This is a genomic window from Trichlorobacter sp. (assembly GCF_030247655.1).
GTDB lineage: Bacteria > Desulfobacterota > Desulfuromonadia > Geobacterales > Pseudopelobacteraceae > Trichlorobacter.
In genome coordinates this window covers 1-21,513 of the sequence record NZ_JAOTRZ010000009.1, presented here as the reverse complement: position 1 = coordinate 21,513, position 21,513 = coordinate 1, and the positions used below count along the sequence as shown (strand labels likewise).

12 protein-coding genes and 1 pseudogene are annotated in these 21,513 nt (G+C 54.5%); 4 read left to right on the top strand and 9 right to left on the bottom strand.

Annotated elements, in window-relative coordinates:
* Nucleotides 1-222: 222 nt before the first annotated feature.
* The 4 genes from OEL57_RS01555 (at nt 223) to OEL57_RS01540 (ending at nt 7,305) form a co-directional block, all read left to right on the top strand.
* On the top strand, nt 223-1,698 hold the full coding sequence (locus OEL57_RS01555; RefSeq protein WP_300736108.1) for a diguanylate cyclase: 1,476 nt from the start codon (nt 223-225) through the stop codon (nt 1,696-1,698).
* Nucleotides 1,695-3,773 carry a diguanylate cyclase gene (locus tag OEL57_RS01550; protein ID WP_300736106.1) on the top strand — a complete coding sequence of 693 codons (2,079 nt, stop codon included), beginning with the start codon at nt 1,695-1,697 and terminating at the stop codon, nt 3,771-3,773. The genes OEL57_RS01555 and OEL57_RS01550 overlap by 4 nt, the downstream gene beginning before the upstream one ends.
* A complete protein-coding gene (locus tag OEL57_RS01545; protein WP_300736104.1) occupies nt 3,770-7,000 on the top strand; it encodes a PAS domain S-box protein in 3,231 nt (1,076 codons plus the stop codon). Before OEL57_RS01550 ends, OEL57_RS01545 begins: the two co-directional genes overlap by 4 nt.
* A gap of 98 nt (nt 7,001-7,098) precedes the next feature.
* Nucleotides 7,099-7,305, top strand: coding sequence for a hypothetical protein (locus OEL57_RS01540; protein ID WP_300736102.1), 207 nt, complete (start codon nt 7,099-7,101; stop codon nt 7,303-7,305).
* A 57-nt stretch (nt 7,306-7,362) separates the two neighbouring features.
* Here the strand turns inward: OEL57_RS01540 and OEL57_RS01535 are convergent, their stop codons facing one another.
* From OEL57_RS01535 to OEL57_RS01495, 9 genes and pseudogenes are all read right to left on the bottom strand, one after another.
* Nucleotides 7,363-7,791 (bottom strand): arsenate reductase ArsC, encoded by a 429-nt coding sequence (locus OEL57_RS01535; RefSeq protein WP_300736100.1) that lies wholly within the window; start codon nt 7,789-7,791, stop codon nt 7,363-7,365.
* A gap of 164 nt (nt 7,792-7,955) precedes the next feature.
* Entirely contained in the window at nt 7,956-8,381 is a 426-nt protein-coding gene (locus OEL57_RS01530; protein WP_300736098.1) for a response regulator, read from the bottom strand.
* Nucleotides 8,381-9,892, bottom strand: coding sequence for a sensor histidine kinase (locus tag OEL57_RS01525; protein ID WP_300736096.1), 1,512 nt, complete (start codon nt 9,890-9,892; stop codon nt 8,381-8,383). Before OEL57_RS01525 ends, OEL57_RS01530 begins: the two co-directional genes overlap by 1 nt.
* A 4-nt stretch (nt 9,893-9,896) precedes the next feature.
* Nucleotides 9,897-10,691, bottom strand: a pseudogene (locus tag OEL57_RS01520) (phosphate/phosphite/phosphonate ABC transporter substrate-binding protein).
* A gap of 29 nt (nt 10,692-10,720) precedes the next feature.
* Entirely contained in the window at nt 10,721-14,302 is a 3,582-nt protein-coding gene (locus OEL57_RS01515; RefSeq protein WP_300736094.1) for a CheR family methyltransferase, read from the bottom strand.
* The gene (locus tag OEL57_RS01510) at nt 14,299-16,674 is read right to left on the bottom strand and encodes a PAS domain S-box protein (RefSeq protein ID WP_300736092.1); all 2,376 of its coding nucleotides are present in this window, start codon (nt 16,672-16,674) and stop codon (nt 14,299-14,301) included. The genes OEL57_RS01515 and OEL57_RS01510 overlap by 4 nt, the downstream gene beginning before the upstream one ends.
* The gene (locus OEL57_RS01505; protein ID WP_300736089.1) at nt 16,671-19,265 is read right to left on the bottom strand and encodes an ATP-binding protein; all 2,595 of its coding nucleotides are present in this window, start codon (nt 19,263-19,265) and stop codon (nt 16,671-16,673) included. The genes OEL57_RS01510 and OEL57_RS01505 overlap by 4 nt, the downstream gene beginning before the upstream one ends.
* Before the next feature lie 78 nt (nt 19,266-19,343).
* On the bottom strand, nt 19,344-20,102 hold the full coding sequence (locus OEL57_RS01500) for a class I SAM-dependent methyltransferase (protein ID WP_300736087.1): 759 nt from the start codon (nt 20,100-20,102) through the stop codon (nt 19,344-19,346).
* A partial coding sequence (locus OEL57_RS01495) for an ATP-binding protein (RefSeq protein ID WP_300736085.1) occupies nt 20,099-21,513 on the bottom strand: 1,415 nt, incomplete at its 5' end. The genes OEL57_RS01500 and OEL57_RS01495, both read right to left, overlap by 4 nt.

Here is a 21,513-nt window from a genome sequence, read left to right as displayed (position 1 = left end):
AGACAACCGTACGCCTTCAGTATGTCGGAACTGCGCTAAGCAGGTGACAATCAGGTGAATTTTGAACAGGATCACCGAAAAAATAAGATTATTTTAAACAACCTTTTTCAAAGTGACAGACACCTGTCACCGAAGTCTGGTATAGCTATCCGATAAAATCAGGACAATTCCCCTGCAACTACATCAAAAATTCTGCATATCCAAAGGACAACGCCCTTTTTTATGTATAAGTACGCCAATAAAATCGACGCACTCACTGCCATACTGAAACGGCTTGACACTGGAGAACAACTGAATCCAGAGCAGCTGGCGCAGGACTTTCATGTCGGGGTACGTACCATCTACCGCTACCTGAACCATCTCCAGGCAGCCGGTTATCCAATCTATTTTGATAAGGCCGACAAAAGTTACCGTTTTCTCAACAACTTCAGGTTGACCCAACTCAAGTCCGGTGGCAGCGACGAGGCTTTTGCCCTGCATCCCATCAATAAGATGAGCGGTGTAGCCATTGCCACCTTTCGCACCACTGGCGAATGTATCCATAAAAACATGGCCATGACCCGCCTGATGGGTTGTCCAACCTGGGACGGCTGCAGGGGTAATTTCAGACACGTTGATTGGTGGCGTGATTCAGGGCTGCTTGCCATGGCAGACGAGGTGATTGAGACCGGGCGGGAGAGCCGCCGCGACATTACCGTGACGATTGACAAGCGCGAACGCTGGATACAGGCTCACCTGAGCCTGGTCAAGCAGGAGAAAGACACCTACCTGGTATTTCTGGCCCAGGACCTTTCGCCCCGGATGCACAAAGAGATACAGGTTGCCCGTTTCTTTGCCGCCATGAACCAGTCACCCAACCTGATTCTGGTGACCGACACCGAGGGCGTTATTGAGCATGTCAGTGACCGGGTGGAAGAGATGACCGGCTATGCTGCAGAAGAGTTGATCGGCTGCACCCCTGCCATCCTCAAATCAGGCCAGACATCACCTGAACTGTACCAAAACATGTGGAGCACCATCAGCCGGGGCTATGCCTGGAGCGGCGAACTGCTGAACCGGAAAAAGAACGGAGAATGCTACTGGCAGCATCTGCATATTGCGCCGATCCGTAATCACCACAACGGCATCTCACGTTTTGTCGGGGTAATGGAAGACATCTCCCGACAAAAGAGGCTGGAAGAAGAAATCTACACCTACGCCATAACTGACCGGATCACCGGTCTGTACAACCGCAAGATACTACTTGAGCTGGGGAATCGTGATATTGCGGCTGCACTGCGCTATGGACGTGCCATGACCCTGCTGATTGTGGATATCGACCGGTTCAAAGAGGTCAATGACCAGTTTGGCTATCCGGCTGGCAACCAGTATATGCAGCAACTGGCCGAGATCTGTCGCGCGTCGGTACGCACCACAGACCTGATCGGTCGGGTCGGCAAAGACTCTTTTGCTATCCTGCTGGCTGAATCAGAGCTTTCCGACGCCCTGTTGGTTGCTGAACGAATACGGGAAAAGGCTCATGAAATCAGGATCAATGCTGTTGAGGGGGCGATTGCCTGTACCGTAAGTGTTGGCGGCATCGCGTTGGCTGCCCGTCATCAGACCATGGAACAACTGGTGCTGGAATGCGAGGGGCTGCTCCATAGTTTTCAGGCTCAGCAACGGACGAACACCTGCTTAGGTTTCAGCCCGACATGAGCACGAAACTGGAAAGATCATCGCAATACAGGATCCGTCAACACTGGCTGGCGTTTTTTGTTGCCCTGGCCCTGCTTGGCAGCATTGTTACCTACAACCTGGTGACCATACGCCAGCGGGCTATCAGCCAGGAACATCAGCGGCTGATGACCCAGGTCAGGGTGATTGGCCAGAATATCGAACGTCAGCTGGAGTCAACCAACCTGGCACTGAAAGGGGTGGTCGCAGACCTGCCCGGGCTGCAGGGGGCCCCAAACCTTGTGCAGGCCAACAAGCGTCTGAGCGTGCTGGCCGACGCCATGCCCGGTGTGCGCACCCTCTTTTTTACCGATGCGACAGGCACCATTCTGGCTTCCAACCGGCCGGAACTGATCGGACGCAACATAGCAACCAGACAGTATTTTAGTGAGCCAAAGCAGCACCCAACCCCGGATACACTCTACATCTCACCTCCCTTCAGGTCAGTTTTGAACGCCTATGTTTTCAATATAACGAAGATACTATCCGGTCCTGATGGACGTTTTAACGGCATTGTTACCGTCGGAGTTGATCCAGACTATTTTGCGGTGATCCTGCAATCCACCCTTTATGCCCCGGATATGTGGAATACTATCAACCACGGCGATGGCATCCGCTTCATGACCATGCCATACCGCGAGGGCCAGACGGGCAAAAACCTGGCCGTACCCGGCTCCCTGTTTACCCGCCATAAAGAGAGTGGCAAACCGGAAAATATCTTTACAGGCACCGCTTACGCCACCGGCAAATACCGCTTGGCCGCCCTGTTAACAGTCCAGCCCAAAGAGCTGCAGGTGGATAAACCGCTGGTGCTGATCATCAGCCGCGACCCGGACGCAATCCTGTCTGACTGGCAGAATGAGGCGATCTTCCAGGGGTTACTGTTTCTGGTGGCCTGTATTGCTAGTGCTGCAGGCCTGGCACTGCTGCACAGACGTCAGGATCTATTTGAACAGAAGGCACAACGGGCTGAAGCGATGGTGCAGATCCGTTATGAACTACTGGAATATGCCACCATGCATACCGCTGATGAACTGCTGCAGTACGCCCTTGATGAAGTCTGTCGAATCAGCGCCAGCCCGGTGGGGTTCTACCACTTTGTTGACCCTGACCAACAGACCCTGACCCTGCAGGCCTGGTCCACCCGCACCCTGCAGGAGTTCTGCAAGGCTGAAGGCCATGGTATGCACTACGGTGTTGACCAGGCCGGTGTCTGGGCCGAGTGCATCCAGACCCGCGCCCCGGCTATCCACAATGACTATGCCGGTCTGCCTAACAAAAAGGGGCTGCCACCTGGCCATGCACCGGTGATTCGGGAACTGGTGGTGCCGGTGATTCGGGATGAGCGGATTGTGGCAGTGCTGGGGGTGGGTAACAAGCAGATTAACTACACCACCAGAGATGCTGAAGAGGTGGCCTATCTGGCCGACGTAACCTGGGAAATAATTGATGGCCGCCGGGCCCAGCAGGAGCTGAAACGAGCCAACGAGCTGCTGGCAACTGAGGCCCGGATCGACTATCTAACCGGCATCTATAACCGTCGCATGTTTGATGGACTGATGACTGCCGAAATTGCCCGTTCCTATCGCTACAACTCGCTACTATCGCTGATCATGATGGATATTGATCACTTCAAGCAGGTTAATGACAACCTGGGTCACGCTGCCGGAGACCATGTATTACAGAAAATTGCGGAACTGATTTCAGGCAGGATCAGAGGGCACGACATCTTCAGCCGCTGGGGAGGTGAAGAGTTTGTCATCATGGCCCCCAAAAATGATCGTTTCAAGGCAGCAGAGTTGGCAGAAATCCTGCGGGAAGTGATTGAGCAGTTTGATTTTGGCAACGGGCTCAGAATAACACTCAGTTTCGGGGTAACCCAGTACTGTTACGGAGAACAGTCGGAAGAATTTGTAGCCAGGGCCGATGCAGCGCTTTATCAGGCCAAACACAAGGGCAGGAACCGGGTGGAAATTGCAGCACCACCGGTTGTTTTATCCCAAAACTGTGTTACAGAAGAATTTGTACGGCTACCGCAGTTAGAGGTCAGCTCATGAAACGTAGCATCTGTACCATAGGCTTCATGTTGTTCCTGTCGCTCTGTTTGCAGAGGGTTTCTCTGACAGCAGCCAGCACCGCTGCACCACCGATCACCAAACCACTAATCGCCGTCATCCCCCCCGACCTTGCCCCCTATTATTTCCGTGATCCTGCCACCGGCAAACCTGCTGGCCTGGCCGTTGACATCACCAATGCCCTGGCCCGCCATGGCAGTTTTAGCGTTGAATACCGCTTTGCCAAGGCATGGGATGAGGTCGATCAGCTGGTGGCAAGCGGTCAGGCAGACCTGATTCCGCTGCGAGTGATCAACCCGGCAACCGAAAAACAATTTATGTTCACTGAGGTGCTGGATGTCGCTCCAATCAACTACCTGGTCCGCGCCACTGACCACAGCACTAAAGGTCTGACACCCGGCAATCGGGTGGGGGTCATGAGTAAAAGCACCGCCTACAGCATGCTGCGGGAACGTTCAGACATCACCGTTATCCCCTATGAAAGCCTGCAGCATCTGCTGGTGGATCTGGTGTCAGGCCAGCTTGATCTGGTACTGACCTTCAGAGACACCATTATGCAGATGGCGGAGAAAAGCGGCCTGGACGATCAAATCCGGGTGCTGGAACCACCGGTGCTGGAATCCCGACGCGCCATTGCACTACATTCCGGTAATCTGGCACTTCATCAACAGCTAAACAGTGCTATTAAGGCATTTCACCAATCGCCTGAACATGTGAAGATTTTCCAGCACTGGATGGGCAAACCCAAACCGTGGTGGACCGTGCAACGTGTCGTTGTTACGCTGGGCAGCAGCACGATCCTGCTACTAGCCGGGGCACTGTTCTGGCGTTTTTACGGCATCCGACGGCTTAATCTGCAGCTGCAGCAAGCCAACCAGCGCCTGGGGTCCGAAATTGAGGAGCACAACCAGGCAACACAACAACTGAAAAAGAATGAACAGTTCCAGAAAACCCTGATTGAAACCCTGCCGGACCTGGTCTGGCTGAAAGATCCAGAAGGGGTCTATCTGGTCTGCAACCCCCGCTTTGAAGATCTCTACGGAGCAAAAGAATCTGACATTATCGGCAAGACCGACTACGACTTTGTTGACAGAGAGATGGCTGATTTTTTCCGGGCCAACGACCGTAAGGCAGCCGAAGCCGGAAAGCCAACCATCAATGAGGAATGGCTGACCTTTGCCGCAAGCGGCTACCATGGCCGATTTGAGACCATCAAGACCCCGATGTTTAACACTGACGGTACGTTGATGGGGGTCTTGGGGGTTGCCCGCGACATTTCCGAACGGACCAGGGCCTACGAGCTGTTACGTTTGTCTGAAGAAAAATTCTCAACCGCCTTCAAATCCTCACCCGACGCGTTTTCCCTGACCCGCTTCCGTGATGGCATTTTCCTGGACATCAACGAAAGTTTCACCGAACAGCTCGGCTACCACCTGGAAGACATAATCGGCAAGTCATCTCTGGAACTGAACATATGGGTAAATCCGACTGATCGTGAGTTAATGGTGCAAAAGATCAGGGGAAAAGGGATTGTGAGAAATCTGGAGGCCCAGTTCCGGCGCAAAAACGGCCAGATTCAAACCGGTCTGATGTCCACCTCATTGATAGTTGTGAATGGCGAGGAGTGCCTGCTTAACTTTGTTCGAGATATCACCGAGCGAAAACAGGCAGAAGAACAACTGCGTCTCTCCGAAGAAAAGTTTGCCAGCGCTTTCAAAGCCTCTCCAGATTCAGTCAATCTCAACCGGCTCACAGACGGCACCTATCTGGAGGTTAATGAAGGTTTTTGTACCATCACCGGTTACCGCGAAGAAGAGGTGCTGGGGAAATCATCCCTTGATCTGAACATATGGGTATTCCCTGAAGACCGCCAGCGACTGGTGCAGGAGCTGAAACAGCATGGTGTTGTCAAAAACCTGGAGACACAATTTAGAAGGAAAGACGGCTCAATTTTTACCGGACAAATGTCAGCCTGTATTATCACGGTACATGGCGAACAGTGTCTGCTCAACATTACCCGTGATGTCAGTGAGCGGAAGCAGTATGAGGAGGAACTGAAACAGGCCCGCAGGTCAGCCGACGCAGCCAACCGGGCCAAGAGCGAGTTTCTGGCCAACATGAGCCATGAAATCCGTACCCCGATGAACGGCATTATCGGCATGGCACAGCTACTGCAATTTACCGACCTGACCTCTGAACAGCAGGAGTACCTGCAGTGCCTGGACAGCTCCACAAAAAACCTGTTGAGCCTTCTAAATGATATTCTTGATCTGTCCAAGATTGAGTCCGGCAAGATCGAGTTGGAGCAGACCATCTTCTCTCTTTGCCAGAGTATTCAGGACGTAGTCACCACCCAGATTTCCCTGATTCATCAAAAACAGTTGCACCTGATCACCGACCTGCCTGCCGAGATTCCTGAACTGCTCCTTGGCGATCCATTACGGATCAAGCAGATACTGCTTAACCTGCTGGGGAATGCCATTAAATTTACTGAAACCGGCAGCATCACCCTGGCAGTCAGAATTATTGAACGCCAGGGTAGCAGTCTGCAACTGCAGCTGTCACTGCGGGACACCGGTATCGGGATGGCACCTGAAACACTGGAAAGAATCTTTGCCCCCTTTGAGCAGGCCGATAACTCCACCACCCGAAAATACGGCGGCACAGGATTAGGGTTAACCATCTGCCGCCGCCTGGCAGAACTGATGGGGGGCAAAATCTGGGCAGATTCCGAACCGGGAAAAGGCAGCTGTTTCTTCGTTGAACTGCCGTTTGTGGCCGTTGATCCGCCGCAGGGAGTGCAGGAGGACGGCGCCAGGCAAGCAACAGCCACCAACTCCAAAAGTCTTAACTTACTGCTTGCAGAGGATAATGAGTTAAATGCCATGACCGTTTCTGCCATGCTTAAAAAACTAGGACACCGGGTCGATCTGATTGCTGACGGCAAACAAGCATTGGATAGCGTATCTAAAAACAGCTACGACTGCATCTTGATGGATATTTCAATGCCGCACATGGGGGGTGATGAGGCGACCCAACTCATCCGGGAAGCCGAGCAGCAAACCGGACAGCATATCCCAATCATCGCCCTGACCGCCCATGCCTTGCGCGGTAGCCGAGAACAGTTCCTGGGTAACGGTTTTGACGGTTACATTTCCAAGCCGGTTGATATCCGGGTACTTGCCGCAGAGCTGGAACGGCTTACCTGATCAGACGTCACAGAATTGTTCATACAGCTCAACCTGCCTGACACATCAGCATGCTAGGCTCACCTCATCTGTTCAACAACGATATGAGGTGACCAGCAATGAAGAATTTAAAGGAATTCTGCCTGGAGTGCGGTAGCAGAGCGGTTTCTAAAACCGTTGACAATGTCCTGCCCAAATTCAAAATGGAGATCATCAATTACGCCTGTGGTGCTGAACTAAAAAGCATCTACTCCAGCAACGGCAATACCGGCAGACTCTGCCTGTCCGGCTGCAGCCTGATTGATGAGCAGGTGTCACCTGTCTGAAGCCAGTGATGACACCCGCCCGTTAACCGCATCTCCCTCTTAAAGGGATGCAGTTTTTTATGCATATTCAGTAATAAAACCTTCCACGGCGGCCCTGATCTCATCCCTGATGACCCGGGTTGTCGCCAGCCTTTCCTCTTTGCTTCCCGTCAGGGCTGCCGGATCGCTGAAGCTCCAGTGCAGTCGGCTGACAATGCCGGGGAAAATCGGGCAGCGTTCGGCGTTAGCACCGTCGCAGACCGTAATCACATAACTGTACATCTCGCCTCGTTTGAACATCTCAAAGACATCCTTGGTCTGGTTGGTGGAGATATCAATCCCCAACTCCTGCATTACCTCAACCACCAAAGGATTTAACACCCCCGGCTCAAGCCCTGCGCTTCTCGCTTCAAAGCGATCTCCAGCCAAATGATTTAAAAACGCTTCCGCCATCTGGCTGCGGGCACTGTTGTGGATACAGACGAATAGTACCTTGTTCTTTTTCATGATCATCTCCTTACTGAGGTACGCGGAATAAAATTGTCGTAGTATCTCACAAAAAAAACACCGGTCTGTTTCAGAACGGTGCCAAGTTGGTTACGGCATCCCACAAAAAGCAGTTGCACGCGGAGCAACTGCCGTTTTTAGGTTTATATAACACGCTGATTTTTCTAGTGCTCTGTATTGGGAGAACTGCCGTTTTGAGGATTACTTTTCCTCCGCGCTGCCAGACAGTCTTTCACCGCCTGCAGCAGTTCCATAAAGCTGATCGGCTTCAGAATAGTCATATCCGCTTCAGGACAGTAATGGGCGTCGTCATCATAGGCTGTGGTAATGATAATCGGAATAGCATGGTCCAGCGCCCGTATCCTGCGGATCATCTCCATACCGTTCATAACCGGCATCTCAAGATCGGTAATCACCACTGCCGGACGCTTTTCCTGATACAGCTGTAACCCTTCTTCCCCCTGCGACGCCAGCAGCAGTTCCCCCACCTGACGGCGCAGGAAACTGCCGATGGACAAACGGGCAATATCTTCATCCTCCACATAGAGCAGACAGATTTGTCGTAATTCTTCAGCAGTCGTCGGTGTCATCAGACAGTCTCCTGTTTCAGCGGAATAGCAATCGTTATCACGGCACCACGCTCCTGATTAGCAGCCATAACCGTACCGTTAAAGCGTTGTTCAATAATCTGTCGCACCACAAACAGCCCCAATCCAACACCCTGCGTACGGAACTTGCTGGTAACATAGGGGTCAAAGAGCGAATGCAGTAACTGCTGCGGAATACCGCCCCCTGTATCAGAGACTGCAATCGTCAAGCAGCTCTGGCCCTGCATCGCGATTTCCACGGTAATCAGCCCTGTTGCTGCATGTCCGGCCACGATGGCATCCCTGGCATTACTAAACAGATTAAGCACGCATTGCACCAGGTCCTGCAGGGAGCCTTGCAGCTCCTGTTCGTCAATCAGTTTCAGTTCAAATTTGATCCCTGCCTGTTGATAGCTATCCTGAACCATTAAAATAGCACGTTTCACCGCATCTGATGGAGACAACGTCTGATCCGGCAGAGCAGGACGACAGAGCAGGTTAAAGGCCTCAATGGAGCGGGAAAGCTGCTTCAGATCCTGCATAATCAGATCGGCAGCAGCCATGGCATGTTCAGGAAGCAGCTCACCATTTGCCAGCAACCAGGCGTTTTCCTGAACCCGCGCCCCGATGTTATTAAGTGGTTGCCGCCAGTGATGGGCGATGTTGACCAGCAGCTCACCCAGGGTCTGATAGCGGGCCTGCTGCAGCAACAGGGCATCCTTTTCCCGGCTTTTGGCAACCTCCTCCTCAACCCGCGCCTCCAGGGTGCGATTCAACTCCAGCAGCTCCTGCTCAATCCGGGATAATTCAGTTGAGGCGTAGTTGAGGGATTCTCCCAGGTCCTGCACCTCTGTTACAAAGCGCTCCACCGGCAGGGTCATCCCTTTATGCTGCGGCAGGTCACGGGCAAAACTCGACAGCCTGCTGATGGATCTGATCGGACGCCGTAACAGCCAGGCGATCAGGACGATACCCCCGACAACCTCAGCAAGGGCAAAAATAACACCATTGAACCAGATCTGGCGTTGTACCGCAGTCACCTCTTCAAGACCGTAGCTGATCTGCAGCCATCCCAGCAGATCACCTGCCATAACCGGCTGCCAGACCACCAGCAGATTCCCTGTATGGGTAAGGCTGGCAGACTGCCTGTCAGGCACAGTGATTCGATCTCCTCCTCCAACGCTTAGCTGAGGTTCCGCACTATCTGATACCCGTGTAAAATCAGACAGTATGGTTCCGCTTTTATCAGAGGCGATTACCCGACGAACGCCTGGCAGCCCCATGGAGTGACGCAGAAAGTGATCAAGTGCTGCATAATCCTCAAGGACATAGGAGTGGGCAGACCCCTCCGCCAGATTACGGGTCAGCAGTTCTGCCTGTTGCTGCCGTGCCACCAGCAGCTGGCGTGACTGGCTGGTGGCGGTCCAGAAAGACAATCCAAGAATACCGAAAGCCATGGCCAGGGTTATTGCCAGCAGCAGACGGGTATGCAGGCGTCGCGGCAGAAACTGCATAGGATCAGATCCCTTTGCTTAATGCATCGTAATCCATCTTCTCCAGAACTTTGTAATCCCGGACATAGTCTGCCGGAACCGGGTCGCTTAGCTGCACCATCTGCAGCAGCTTTTTGCCCTCTGCCGAACTTCCCATTTTTAGAACCGTTGTTGCCAATGCCTGTTGTAACTGCTTCGGCACCCGGGGGTGGGCCGAAATCGGATGAGGTGCCATCTTTGGTGTACGTACCAACGGGATCAGTTGAGCCTTTACATCCTCTGGCTGGGCATCAAAGTCAACATCCAGCACTGCTCCGGCAGCACTCTTACCCAACAGCACAGATTTATACACATTACTGCTGGAACCGGCGAACAACTGCTTCAGATTCAGGCGTACCGTTTGTTGAGACAGGACCTGTCTCACAACGAGGCTTCAGACATTCCGGCTGCCCACAAAGGCAACCTCCTGGTTGTCAAGATCAGCCAGGTTCTTGATAGCCGAATTCTTTTTGGTGAACAGCACCCCTGCAATGGTGCGGCTCCCCCGCACCAATGGCCGGTATTTCTGGCTCTGGTAGGCCAGCACGACGTGGGGTGGCGTAGAAAACACAAAATCACCTGCACCACTCTTCATATCATCCTCAAACTGCGACATGGTTTCATACAACTTCAAGCTCAGGGTTACTCCCAGCTCCTTTTCAAGCTGATCCAGAAACGGCCGCCAGCTGGTATGCATTGCCACCGGGGGCCGTTGCGGCAGTACGGCAAAAACATACCGCTTCTGTTCAGCCCCCTGTGCAGGCAGCCCAATAGCCAGCATCAACAGCAACAGCAACCCCGCAACTGTTTTCATGGCGTATCCTCCTTTTGGCAGAAACTGCTACAATCCTGCCGCATCAAACGGCTCACCTCCGTCATTAACCCATCAACATCAATCGGTTTCGCCACATAGCCGTCAAAACCATACTCCAGCAATTTACCACGGTCACCGGTCAGGGCGTGGGCAGTCAGGGCGATGATCGGCGTATGACGATCAGTCTGCTTTTCCCTCATCCTGATTGCGGATGTGGCGGCAATCCCATCCATACCCGGCATCTGCACGTCCATCAGGATCAGGTCAAACCGGTCAGATTCCCAACTCTCCAGGGCTGCCTTACCATCTTCAACGGCAACAACCCGGTGTCCGAGACGCTCCAGCAAACGGGTGGCATAGAGCCGACCCACCGGTTGGTCCTCTGCCAAGAGCACCCGCAGAGAGCCTCCCGGCACGCCCAGTGGCGTTGCTTCAACAACAGCATGGGGCATAATAATACCCAGGGGAACCTTCATAGGCACCGTTACCCTGAAGCAGCTACCAACACCAGGCGTACTTTCCACCTCAATCACGCCACCCATCAGCTCCGTCAGGCGCTGGCAGATGGTCAACCCCAGACCGGTACCACCGTATCTGCGGCTGATGGTCTCATCTGCCTGGGTAAAGGGTGAAAAGATCCGGTTCAAGGTATCCGGCTCCATCCCGATACCGGTATCAACCACGCTGAAACGGACCCGCAGGGGTTGGCCCGGTATAGCCTGCGGCTCTATCTGCAGAGTCACCAGGCCCTGATCCGTAAATTTGACCGCGTTGCCCACCAGATTATGCAGCACCTGCTTCAGGCGTGACGGCACCCCCCGCAGCGTGTCAGGCAGGTCCGGGTCCAGCCTGAGCTGTAAGGCCACCCCTTTACGCTGGGCAACCGGCTGATGAATGCGCATCACGTCATTTACCAGCTCTTCGGGCTGAAAATCCGCCTGCTCCATACCAAACCCGCCCGACTCAATCCGGGTAAGGTCCAGCAGATCGTTGATGACCGATAACAGGCTTTGGGCTGAATCATCCAGATGGCGCAGATAGTCAAGCTGCTCATCCACCAGTGGCGTCATATGCAGCAGATGGCTCATCCCCATAATGCCGTTTAGGGGGGTGCGTACCTCATGGCTGATATTGGCCAGAAACTGTGTCTTGGCACGGCTGGCTGATTCAGCGGCATCCTTGGCCAACCGGATCTCCTGCTCAACCTTTTTCTGATCTGACAGGTTGGTGACAAAGGCAAAGGATGATTTGACCTCACCGTTTTCATCAAAGAGGCTGGTGGCATGAAACATAACCGGCAGCTGCTCACCGTTTTTGTTCTGCAGCGTAAGTTCAAAGTTGCGGTGGAGTGTCCCCTCTATCCTGCCCAACTGGTAGATAAATGCAGTTCGTGATTCCGGGGCGGCAAACTCAAGTGGCGAACGGCCCAGCATCTCTTCCGGGCTATAGCCAAGCATGCTGCATAACGCCGGATTTGTCTTAAGGGTCAACCGGTCCGGCCCCAATTGCCAGAATCCCTGACCGGAGCTTTCAATCATGGCCCGGTTGCTGGCTTCGCTGGCTGACAGCTCTCGGGTACGCTCAACCACCTTCTGTTCAAGCTGAATGTTCATCTCTGCCACTGCAGCCTGGGCCTGCTTGACCGCACTGATATCGGTAAAGGTCAGCACCACGCCATCCATAGCGGCAGCGTCCCCTTTGTACGGCAAAATCCGCTGCAGGACCCACTGTTCAGGACCGGCCTGAATCTCCTGCTCCCTCCGCACACCGCTCTCAAGCACCTGAACAAGATTCCGCCTGAACTCCTGGGGGGAACTCAACTCATAGGCGATATGGTCAATGGGACGCCCCAGGTCTTGGGGCAGCAGCTTGAGAAAGGCACTGATAGCACTGGAAAACTTACGGATACAGAGCTGTCTGTCCAGAAAAACGGTTCCCACTTCGGTACTGGCCAACAGATTGTCGTGATCACTGTTCAGGCGCAGCAGTTCCTCATTGCGCCGCTCAAGTTCACCGTTAACGGCATACAGGTCTTCATTGACCGATTTCAGCTCTTCGTTGGTACTCTGCAGCTCTTCGTTGGACGAAATCAGCTCTTCATTGGCCAGATCCAGCTTTTCGTTGCTGGCCTGCAATTCCTCTATGGTTAATTGCAGTGAGTGACGGGTTGAATGCAGCTCCTGTTCAAGGTCCGACAAACGACGGTGAGTAGCAGAATCAGCATCATGATGGCAGCTGGCAACATCAGGTTCCTTGGCCGGTTGCCAATCTGAAGGGGCCAGCGTGACATGAAAGTGCGTCTCGTTGCTACGGTCGTCAACCAGACGGCTGACTGACAGATCAACGTAGTGGCACTCTTCATCCTCCATCAGAGGAATCCGATCCACCACTGAACTTTCATGCTGTTGTTCTGCCCGCAGCAGGGCGGTGGAAAGGGCCGGTCTCAATTCATCACGCAGGCTACCCAGAATATCACCGGTCAGACGACCGGTAAGGGGGCGCAGGTAGCGGGTCAGGTCGCCAAAGATATGCAGCACCTGGCGGTTGCTATTCAACAGCATGCCGGGCGGTGCAAACCGTTCCAGAATCAGGTCATAGTCATGCAGCAGATGGCGGTCCAGGGCGATGGCATTGCGTGGTCCCTGATGCAATGAGGCAATCAGCGGATTGCGGGCCATCCAGGGGATGCCCGGCACAGTGATGCTGTCACGGGGAGTGGCCTGTTTACGGAACAACTTGATACCGGCCTGCACCACGCTGAAGGCATTGGGCAGATGGCTGACCCCTTCGCTGGGCCCCAGCAGCAGCAAACCACCAGGTACCAGTGAAAACTGCAGGGCTGTCAGTACCCGCTGCTGGGCATCAGGCTGCAGATAGATCAACAGGTTACGGCAGACTGCCAGGTCTATCCGGGTAAATGGGGGGTCAGCAAGCAGGTTGTGGTGGGCAAAGACCAGCATCCGCCGGATCTGGGGATCTACCCGGTAGCAGCCTTCTCCTTCAGAACGGAAGTAACGGTCAAGGAACGGGGTCGGCATACCGGCCATCAAGTCACCGCAGTAGGTCCCCCGCGAGGCGGTTTCCAAAGCACCTTTGTGGACATCGGTGGCAAACACCTTCAGGTCGCCGCCAAACCCGACCTCCTGGGCTATGTTGTGCAGCAGCACTGCCAGAGAATAGGCCTCTTCACCGGTTGCGCAACCGGCTGACCAGATCCTGAACCCATCGGTTGCAGAACGTCCGCGCAACAGCTCCCGCAGCTGCTCTTCAAGCCCCCGAAACACCTGGGGATCGCGAAAAAACTCGGTCACGCCGATCAGCAGGTCACGACCCAGCAGCTCAAGTTCTTCCTGATCAGCCGACAGCAGGGTGACATAATCAGCCACCTCATCAAGCTGCAACATTTCCATCCGGCGCCTGATACGACGCCCGACCGTACCTGAGCGGTAGCAGCTAAAATCTATACCCACCCCTCGTCGCAGCAACTCGGCAACCGGCTGCCAATCGGCAGTATGTTCATCTTCTGTATCGGTCTCCAGCAACTCTGGCTCTGGAGGCACGCTGGCTAGTTCGCTCATCCTTTAAAATTCCCTTTCATCGCAACAACTCTTCCCATCTCAGCCAACAGCTGCTCCATCTGGACCGGCTTGCTGATATAGCCATCAAAACCGCTTTCCAGCAATTTATCCTTGTCCCCTGCCAGGGCATGGGCGGTCAGGGCGATAACCGGCAGATGCCGACCACTGGCCTGTTCACTCTGGCGCAGGCGGAGCAGCACCTCTTCCCCTCCCATACCGGGCATCTGGATATCCAGCAGCACCAGGTCATACTGTTCCCGTTCAAGCAGATCAAGTGCCATCAGACCATCTACGGCCGGGGCGATCCGATGCCCCTGGCGCTCCAGCAGGCGCTGTAAAAAGGTACGGTTTACCTCCTGATCCTCAACCAGTAGAATCTGTAGCGGATCAAGCTGCAGAGCTGGCATTGGCGGTTTAGCATCATCTGCAACCTGGGCACCTGTATAGTGCCCAAAAGGCAGTTCCACAACAAAGCAGCTTCCCTCTCCCAGACTGCTTTCAGCACTGATGCACCCACCCATCAACTCAGACAGGCGTCTGCAGATAGCCAGTCCCAACCCGCTACCACCATGATTCCTGGCGGTGGATGCGTCGGCCTGGGTAAAGGGATTAAATATCTTCTGCAGGGCTTCCGGTGCCATACCGATGCCGCTGTCACGCACCTCAAACCGGAGTCGGCTCCCCTGCGGTGAATCATACAACCGGTGGATATGGACACTGACGCCACCATGACTGGTAAATTTAATCGCATTCCCCACCAGGTTGATCAAGACCTGCTTCAAACGCAGAGGATCACCAACCAGGGCCGGGGGCAAATCATCCGGCTGCAGCAGATCTAGATCGATCCCTTTTTCTGCTGCAGGCTTCTCATACATGCCTGCCACCTCACGCAGCAGCTTGGTTAGGCTGAACGGTGTCTGCTGAATGGCAAGGCTGCCGGCCTCTATCCGGGAAATATCGAGAATATCGTTAATCAAGGCCAACAGATTACGGGCGGAGCCATCCAGCATATCCATATAACCGGCCTGTTCTTCAGTCAGGCTGGTGGTCCGTAGCAGCTGACTCAAGCCCATGATGCCGTTTAGGGGGGTACGCACCTCATGGCTCATATTGGCCAGAAATTCATTCTTGGCAACCGTGGCAGCCTGGGCTGCATCCCGCGTCCGTTGCAGCTCAAGGGCCGCCTGTTTTCGCTGGGTAATATCAAAATCAATACAATACATCTCAAGCTCGCCCTTGATGTTACGCAGCATGGCATGACTTGAAAAAACATCCAGCAGCTGACCGGACTTATGCTGTAACTGCAGCTCTCCGGCAGGAATCGGGACACCCTCATCAACCCACTGCTGCACCGCCTGAACAACCGCCTCCCGCATGAAAGCCGGGATGATCAGGTCTTCAAGTTGTCTGCCCATCGCCTCCTCGCAGCTGTAACCGTAAAACAGCTCGCTTGCATGGTTCCAGAAAATAACCCGGCGCTGCCTGTCATACCCCTGCACCGGAAGATGGGGTACATTCTCCACCAGGGCACGGAAGCGGTGTTCACTTTCTCGCAGCACCGCATCCAGCCTTTTACGTTCGCTGATATCCCGCACCACCGCCAACAGCCGGGGACGCCCGTTAATTTCGGTGGCCCGCAGGCTGACCTCTGTCCAGAAGGTGCTGTTGTCCGGCCGTACATGAAGCCATTCAAACAGCTGCGGTTCTCCTTCCAGTGCGGCCTGTATATGGCGCTGGGACTGTTCAAAACTGAATGTGGGGTGATCTGGCGGAGAAAGTTGTACCGGGTTGGAACCGATCAGCTCCTCCCGTGGACGCCCAAAAAGCTGCAAGGCCTGCTTGTTGCAGTCAATAATCATCCCCTGCTGGGCATCCATGATGAAGATCACATCATTGGTGGCGTTGAAGATGGTCCGGTAGGCATTTTCAGCGGTCTGCAGCGCCAGCGCATCTTCACGGGCGGCAGTAACATCCCGGGCTGTACCATAGAGCTGCAACTGGTTTGGATCAGAGGGATGCAGCACGCATCTGCTGTGTTCGCGGATCCAGCGTACATGCTGATCCTTGCGGACAAGACGAAACTCGGTACGGACCTCATCCCCAGGTACCAGCTTTAACAGCCCGGCTGCTATCCGCTCACGATCTTCGGGATGTACCAGCGGCAACCAGCAGCCAAAGTCATACAGCTCCTGTTCAGAATAGCCGGTAATCCGCTCAAACTGTCCACCAATCCACTGTACGCGGTAGGCACTGTTACCGGTGCGACTGCAGACATGACAAAAATCCGAGGTCAGCTCGGTAAAGGCGTGATAGCGCTGTTCCGACTCAAGCAGTTGACGTTCAAGCTCTGCACGATGCTCAGCTGTTGTCATCCGCGTTTCTCCTTGCTGATCAGCTCCAGTACCCGTGCCATCTCTTCAAACAGCTTGCTTACCTGTAACGGTTTTGCCAGATAGCCGTCAAAACCGGCATTCAGCAGCCGCTCTCGATCCCCCACAATGGCGTGGGCCGTCAGGGCGACAATCGGGGTATGCCGTCTCATTCCATCCTCAGCCGCACGAATGGCAGCCAGCGCCTTCAGGCCATCCATGACCGGCATCTGGATATCCATCAGCACCATATCAATAGAGGCACTGTTCCAGATATCCAACGCCTCCTGCCCGTTGCTGGCCAACAATGGCGTGTGTCCCTGCTTACGCAGGATTTCAGCAACAAAACGCTGGTTCACTGGCTGATCCTCTGCCACCAGCACCTGCAACGGCTGGTCAAGCGAGATGATGTTAACTACTTCCGCTACTGTCGCGGAAAGCTGGGCTCGCTTGAGTGGCACTGAAAAACTGAAGGTACTGCCCTGTCCAGGACTACTGAACACGCTGATACTGCCGTTCATCAACTCAACCAACTGCTTGCAGATAGCCAGCCCCAGACCGGTACCACCGTATTTGCGTGTCGTGGAGCTGTCAGCCTGGATAAACGGTTCAAATACCGCCTGTTGTGTTGCCGCATCCATACCGATGCCGGAATCCCTGACCTCAACCAGAAACAGCACGGTATCGTCATTAACCTCCCTTGACGAAGCCTGGACCGCGATCTCACCACCCACGGTAAACTTGATGGCGTTGTTCACCAGATTACTCAGCACCTGCGCCAAGCGGTGAGGGTCGCCGGTCAGCGCCGCCGGCAGGCTGTCGCTGCAGGCAAGGGTAAGCTGCAGCCCTTTGGCCTGTGCCCGCAGACGCATCACCCGCAGGGTATCGTTCAAGAGCACGCAGGGCTGGAATGACAGCTCCTCCAACTCCATCCGGCCAGCCTCGATCTTGGAAAAATCAAGAATATCGTTAATTACGCTCAACAGGCTTTCGGCAGAGGTTTCGATATTGTCCAGAAACTCCTGTTGCAGCGCCGGCATCTCCATATCCTGCAGCAGTTGCACCATGCCGGTAATACCGTTGAGCGGGGTGCGGATCTCATGGCTCATCACCGCCAGAAAACGGCTCTTAGCCTCGTTGGCCTGCTTAAGCTGGGTCATGGTGCTGCGCAGGGCTTCTTCCTGCCAGACCCTGCCCGTAATGTCACTGAAGATGGTGGCAAACCGCTCCGGCCCTATCCGGCAGACCGATATACTTATATGCAGTTGCAGCGGTTCATAGTAAGCCTCAAAATTGTATGACTGACCGGTAGCAACGACAGTGGCATATTCCTGCAGATAGGGGGCGTGGGGCACGCGATAGACCTCTGTTGCGGTCTTCCCCACCACATCATCTCTGGAAAGTCCCAGAATATCCCGATACCGTTGATTGATCTCTTCAAGCCGGTAATCGCAGGGGATTCCCTCTTCATTGTAACAGATCCGATGTAATGCCACCCCTTCAGCCATGGCATCAAACAGGGCATGGAACTGTTCTTCACTGGCGGTCAGACGCCCCATGCTTTCCTGCAGGCGTGCCGACATCTGCTGCAGGCTCTCCTGCAACAGGGCAAACTCATCACGACGGACCGGCAGCTGCTCCAGTGCGGTTGTGTCACCCTCACCCCTGCGTAGCACTGCACGGGAGATCTCATCAAGCGGGCGACTGAGTCTGCCCACCATTAGCGAGACAATCGCAATGCCGACCGCACACATAACCCCGTTTACCACCAACTTACGTTTCAGCCGTTGACGGGCCACTTCATAGACTTGGGCCTTGGGAATACTCACCTGCAGGCGCCAGATTCCTGTTGTTGAGCCACTCAACCCCTGCACCGGCGTTATGATCTGCAGTTCAGGGCCGTTATTACGCACCAGTTGAGCGGTATTACCGGGTTCGCCGCTGACCGGTAACGGGCTGCCACTACTGGCAAACAGCACCAGCCCGGCCTGGTTCAACAGTGCAACCTGCAGACGATCTGCCCCGCTCATCCGGTAATTTTGAAAATGCTCACACAAGGCACTGAGATGGTTTACCTGCAGCCTGCCAACGATGACCCCTTTGGGCTGTTCCCCCGGCTCCCGGCGTACCGGCGCGTAAAACAGTACCCCGGCCGCTGTACTGCCACTTCCCGGCTGAATCAGAAAGCCACTCTGCCCGGCCATCCCCTTCTGCCAAAGTGCTTGATCCATCGGCTTCCCGAGGTTCAGACCATCGGCATCTGCCCGAACCCTGCCGTCAGCCCCACAGAAGGTCAGGTGTCCAAAGGAAGCGGAACTTTCACGGAAGTCAAACAGACGGCGGTTAATGGAGGGGATACTACGGCCCGGTTCATTGAGGAAGGCAGAGCGTGAAACCATTGCCAGATCACGGGATGCCTGTTGCAACAGGAGATCTATGGTATGGCTGACCTGATGGCTGGTGGACTGCAGATTACGCACAGCCACCTGTTGATCATGACGGGTGGCGCCCAGATAACTGACCAGCAACTCCACACTGATAATCAGCAGGATAATCACGGCAAAGGTTATGGTAAGACGGGTACGGAACTTCATGGCAGCTCCCGGACAGCTTAAACCGTTGTTTCAATAGTGTACCACTGGTTTAACCGTTTACAACGAGCACAAAAAAAATCAGATTTGCCCCACCTTGATGGACAGCGGCCAGACCACCCGCTGGCATCCCTGGCCCCAATAGGGAACAAGCTCTGCTACCAGGGGCACCACCGGGTCGCTACCGTGCTGCTCCCGGTAGCGACTGACCGCAGACCAACTACGCAGGTAGCCGCTCAGGTCATCCAGAGTCCAGTCAACCGCCATGCCACAAACCGGTGGTTCAAGTTCACAAAACGGGAATGCCAGATCGGCATAGCCGTTCTCCACATGGCGTCGCTCCGGTGGCCAGCAAGCCCCAACGGTCTCATAATAGAAACGGTCCAGCAGGGACTGTATCCCGGCAGTATCAGCCCCCTCCACCTGAAAGACGCCGTAGGTCCAGACTGCCAGCAGACCGCCCGACTTCAACACACGTCGCACCTCGGCATAAAAATGCTCAAGGTCAAACCAGTGCAGGGCCTGGGCCACGGTTACCAGATCAACGGACTGATCAGGCAGACCGGAACAATCTGCCGGTGCGGTATGATACTGCACTCCGGCGCAGGCTGTAGCTGCCGCAATCTGTGACCCGCTGGCATCGGTGGCCCAGACCTGCTCAAAATGATCAGCCAGTGCCACCGCCGCCTGACCGGTACCGGTGGCGCAATCCCAGGCCAGCGTGCGGGCCGGAGCCTGTTCGGCCAGCCAAGCAAACAGCTCAGGTGGATAGGTGGGACGGTGACTGGCATAGTCAGCTGCCACCTTTACAAAATGGTCGGTGAAGCTGGTACGTGTCATGACCCTTCCTTTGTGGTTACCCGCTCCATTTCAGTGCAGAGCAACCTGATATCCACCGGCTTGGTAACATAACCGTCAAATCCGTCAGCCAGCAGGCGTTCACGATCACCACGCAGCGCGTTGGCAGTCAACGCAATAACCGGCGTATGGCCTCCGCCGATCTGGTCAATGGCCCGTATTGTCTGTAATGCCTCAGTACCGCTCATGATCGGCATCTGCACATCCATCAGGATGCAGTCAAACCTCTGCTTCTGCCACCGTTCAAGTGCCTGTCTGCCGTTTTCCACCGTGGTGACCTGATGCCCGATCTTGGTCAGCAGCGTGGAGATAAATCGGGCGTTAACCGGGTTGTCTTCTGCCACCAGCAGCATGAGTGGTGTTCCGCTCCAGACCGGTATTGCATGTGGCCTGTCATCATTGCTGCAGATCAGTTGCTGCGGCATGGCGAACGGTAATTCAAGGTGGAAAACGCTGCCACTTTCTGCATTGTTCTCTGCCCAGATCCGTCCACCCATCAGCTCTGCCAGCTTGCGGCAGATTGCCAACCCCAGACCGGTACCGCCGTACTTGCGGGTAGTGGAACTGTCTGCCTGGGTAAAGGGGGCAAAAATCCGCTCCATTGCCTCTGCAGAGATGCCGGTTCCGGTATCGCTTACACTCAGACGCAGGACTATTTGACCACCATCCTGTGAAACAACCGTTACCCCAATGGTAATGCTGCCCTGATCCGTAAATTTTATGGCATTACTCAGGAGATTCAGCAGGATCTGCTTGATACGCAGCTGATCACCCACAAAAAGATCCGGCACAGCGGCAGAAAGATCAGCCTTGATCTGCAACTGCTTTTGGTAGATACGGGAAATCTGGGTGCTGACCACATCGTTAATTATCTTGCGCAGAGAAAAATCGGCATATTCCAGCTCCACTTTGCCTGCCTCAATCTTGGAGAGATCAAGAATATCATTGATCAGCGACAGCAGGTTGTCGGCAGACAGCTCAATACTGTGCAGATATTCGGACTGCTCCAGGGTCAGTTCAGTAAAGCGAAGCAGTTGGGACATACCGATGACACCGTTCATCGGCGTACGGATCTCATGGCTCATATTGGCCAAAAACTCGCTTTTGGCCTGGTTGGCCGCATCAGCTGCCTCCCGGGCCAGCTCAAGCTCTGCCTCATGCTGCTTCCGCTCGGTAATATCATGGGCAACATGCACCGTAGCCTCGTAGCTGCCATCTGCACCAAACATCGGAATGGTGGTTACCTGGAAACTCCGCCCCAACCGTTCCACCAGCGTCTCTACGCAATGGTTGTTATGATCAAGCAGGGTTTGAGACTGGGGACACGATTCAGGAGGCGCATCTTTGCCATGCATACAAAGGTAGCAGCGCTGTCCCTTATACACATCTGACG

Excerpts from the sequence above, each read along its gene's own strand:
- OEL57_RS01555 (WP_300736108.1), top strand. The coding sequence starts at position 223 with ATGTATAAGTACGCCAATAAAATCGACGCACTCACTGCCATACTGAAA.
- OEL57_RS01550 (WP_300736106.1), top strand. The coding sequence starts at position 1,695 with ATGAGCACGAAACTGGAAAGATCATCGCAATACAGGATCCGTCAACAC.
- OEL57_RS01545 (WP_300736104.1), top strand. The coding sequence starts at position 3,770 with ATGAAACGTAGCATCTGTACCATAGGCTTCATGTTGTTCCTGTCGCTC.
- OEL57_RS01540 (WP_300736102.1), top strand. The coding sequence starts at position 7,099 with ATGAAGAATTTAAAGGAATTCTGCCTGGAGTGCGGTAGCAGAGCGGTT.
- OEL57_RS01535 (WP_300736100.1), bottom strand. The coding sequence starts at position 7,791 with ATGAAAAAGAACAAGGTACTATTCGTCTGTATCCACAACAGTGCCCGC.
- OEL57_RS01530 (WP_300736098.1), bottom strand. The coding sequence starts at position 8,381 with ATGACACCGACGACTGCTGAAGAATTACGACAAATCTGTCTGCTCTAT.
- OEL57_RS01525 (WP_300736096.1), bottom strand. The coding sequence starts at position 9,892 with ATGCAGTTTCTGCCGCGACGCCTGCATACCCGTCTGCTGCTGGCAATA.
- OEL57_RS01515 (WP_300736094.1), bottom strand. The coding sequence starts at position 14,302 with ATGAGCGAACTAGCCAGCGTGCCTCCAGAGCCAGAGTTGCTGGAGACC.
- OEL57_RS01510 (WP_300736092.1), bottom strand. The coding sequence starts at position 16,674 with ATGACAACAGCTGAGCATCGTGCAGAGCTTGAACGTCAACTGCTTGAG.
- OEL57_RS01505 (WP_300736089.1), bottom strand. The coding sequence starts at position 19,265 with ATGAAGTTCCGTACCCGTCTTACCATAACCTTTGCCGTGATTATCCTG.
- OEL57_RS01500 (WP_300736087.1), bottom strand. The coding sequence starts at position 20,102 with ATGACACGTACCAGCTTCACCGACCATTTTGTAAAGGTGGCAGCTGAC.